The sequence below is a fragment of the Corallococcus sp. 4LFB genome (assembly GCF_046520365.1).
GTDB lineage: Bacteria > Myxococcota > Myxococcia > Myxococcales > Myxococcaceae > Corallococcus > Corallococcus caeni.
Genome location: NZ_JBKGHJ010000808.1, coordinates 1 through 2,440 on the forward strand (window position 1 = coordinate 1; position 2,440 = coordinate 2,440).

The window sequence follows — 2,440 nt, forward strand, 5'->3', positions numbered from 1 at the left end:
ACAGCGTCCAGGCGCCCAGCGTGGCCGGAGGCGGGCCGGGGACGCGTGCAGAAGTCCTCCGGCGACCAGGGCGTTGCGCGGGCGCGCCGATGAGCGACGACACGTCGCCCTTGAGCGTCAGGTCGCCCTGGAGCGGCGCCACGTACCAGGCCGCCCACTCGGTGCTCGTCACGCCCGTCCGATTCGCGCTGAAGGTGCCGGTGGCGCTGTCGCGGTTGCGGACGACGCTCGACATCACGTTGCCGGTGGCCTGGCCGGTGGACGCGGCGTAGCGGTAGTCCACGCCCAGCCCGTTGTTCATGAACGTGTTGAACAGCACGCGCGTGTTCGTGGCCTTGTTCAGGTACACGGCGGCGTCCGAGCAGTTCGCCACGATGTTGTTGCGGATGATTCCGTCCGTGTGCTCCGGCGAGCACGGCACGTCAGGGTCGAAGGCCGGCGCGCAGTACGCATTCCCCGTCCCGCCTCCGCCAAAGGACAGGCCGATGCGCGTGTCGGTCCCGGCGGGCCGGTCCTTCGCGCAGAGGACGCGGTTCCTTTCGAAGATGCCCCGCTTGCCGCCGCTTTTCATGAAGGCGCCGTAGGAGACGTTGCCCTGCTTGCCGAAGTCGTGCAGTTCGTTGTCGCGGACCACCCAGTCGTCGCCCGTGTCGATGTTCAGCTTGGTGACGGGCGTGCCCGTCGCGCGCACGTGCGTGTCGTAGAGTTCGTTGTTCTCGATGAGGCCGCGGTGGGGCATCTCCCAGACGCCGCTGCCGTTCTGCGCCGCGTTCACCTTGAGCTGTGCGTTGAAGTCGCGCACGCGGCTGTTGCGCAGGACGAAGTTCTCCGCGTGGCCGGTGACGTGGAAGGCGTGCTCACAGTTCTGGTCGTTCGCGCAGATGCCCTCCACGGTGAGCCCGTCGAAGGTCCAGTAGCGGCCGGACACCTTGAAGCCCTCCAGCGCGTTGAAGCGGATGAGGGCCGCATGGCGGTTCTTCGCGCGCACCACGATGGGCGCGGCCTGCGTGCCCTCCGCCGCGCAGTTGACGTTCGCGTTGAAGGTGTACGTGCCATCCTCCAGGACGAGCTCGTCACCGGCCTTCGCGGACGAGAGCGCGGTCTGGAACTCGGCCACGGTGGAGACGCTCTTCACGGCCGCGCCGCCCGTCAGCGGCAGCAGGAGCAGGGCGAGGGAAACGGTTCTCAAGGGGGGACTCCCGGAAAGCGAGGGGGGAGTCCAAAGCTACCCGATCCCCACCAGGGCAGGCAGTCTGCCGTGCGCAGGCATCCCGGCTGCTAGGGAACCGGCGTGCGCGTGGACACCTGTCCTCTCATGACACATCGACCCAGGGACTCGCGGTGGGGCCGTTCCACGCTCGGGGGGGCTGCGCTGGCCCTGGGGCTGCTCCTGGCCCCGGGCGCGTTCGCGCTGCCTTCACAGGGGCAGCCGCTGCCGGAGTTCTCCGCGAAGGACCTGACGGCCGACCCTCACGCGAGCAAGGAGCTGAAGGGGAGCCCCACGCTGCTGGTCGTCATCACCGACAAGGACGCGGGCGACAAGATGCGCGGGTGGTTCGACGCGGCGGACCAGCACCTGGAGGACTCGGTGCACCGCCAGTCCCTCATCACCCTCAAGCTGCCGTTCTTCGTCAGCGAGGGCGCCGCGCGGGGCAAGGCGAAGGACCAGGTGCCCCAGGACTTCTGGAAGGACACCTGGCTGGACAAGAACGGCGGCATGGCCAAGGCGCTGGGGCTTGCCTCCAGCGAAACGCCCTACGTCCTGGCGCTGGACGCGCAGGGCCGGGTGGTGGCCAGCGTCCATGCCACCGCGGACTCCCCGGAGGCGCGGGCCATCTGGTCCGCGCTCTCCAGGTGACGCCGGAAGGCTAGTAGCGCCCGCCGCCCTCCAGGATGGCCTGGAGCTTCTCCTTGTCGCTGGAGAAGGGGAACGCCTGGTAGAGCTGGTAGCCGTTCTGCGGATCCAGCAGCGTGGGCCGCATCAGGCGCACCACCTCCAGCTTGTCGTTGGAGAAGGAGAACTGCCCCAGCATGGACATGACGTGCGTGACGAGGAAGTTCTCGTTCGGCGCCACCTGCGACAGGATGCGCAGCTTCTCGCGCGGGAAGGCCTCGCGGAGCATCGCCTGGGTGATGCCGCGGAACTGCGCGTCCGCGATGGGGCGCACCACCGGCGGCGGGGGCGGCATCGGCGCCGGCTGTTGACCACCGGGGGCGGCAGGCCCGTGCCGTAGGGCGCGGCGTCGTCCACGTACTCGCTCAGCTTGTCCAGCTGCTCCATGGCGGCGCGGATGCTCTCGCGGCCCCTGGCGTCCTTCGTCCGGGACATCGCGTTGCGCAGCGCGTTCTCCAGCCGGTCGATGCGGCGCTCCACCTGCTCACGGTCGACGATGGCCAGGTTGCGCGCGGGCGGCGGGGGCGGCATCGGCTGCGGCTGGGG

3 protein-coding genes are annotated in these 2,440 nt (G+C 69.6%); 1 reads left to right on the forward strand and 2 read right to left on the reverse strand.

From position 1 onward, the window contains the following. Nucleotides 1-1,189: chondroitinase-B domain-containing protein (locus tag ACLEQD_RS41385; protein ID WP_410391412.1), on the reverse strand; the 1,189-nt coding region annotated here is incomplete at its 3' end. A gap of 126 nt (nucleotides 1,190-1,315) precedes the next feature. On the opposite strand from ACLEQD_RS41385, the gene ACLEQD_RS41390 reads away from it, so the two are divergent. After that, nucleotides 1,316-1,858, forward strand: coding sequence for a hypothetical protein (locus ACLEQD_RS41390; protein WP_410391413.1), 543 nt, complete (start codon nucleotides 1,316-1,318; stop codon nucleotides 1,856-1,858). A 10-nt stretch (nucleotides 1,859-1,868) separates the two neighbouring features. Here ACLEQD_RS41390 and ACLEQD_RS41395 read toward each other — a convergent pair whose 3' ends face one another. Beyond that, nucleotides 1,869-2,189: a DUF4476 domain-containing protein gene (locus tag ACLEQD_RS41395; RefSeq protein ID WP_410391414.1), complete on the reverse strand. Its 321-nt coding sequence runs from the start codon at nucleotides 2,187-2,189 to the stop codon at nucleotides 1,869-1,871. Nucleotides 2,190-2,440 lie beyond the last annotated feature (251 nt).

What these genes read in the sequence shown, in the direction of transcription:
- ACLEQD_RS41390 (WP_410391413.1), top strand. Translation starts at nt 1,316, where the DNA reads ATGACACATCGACCCAGGGACTCGCGGTGGGGCCGTTCCACGCTCGGG.
- ACLEQD_RS41395 (WP_410391414.1), bottom strand. Translation starts at nt 2,189, where the DNA reads ATGCCGCCCCCGCCGCCGGTGGTGCGCCCCATCGCGGACGCGCAGTTC.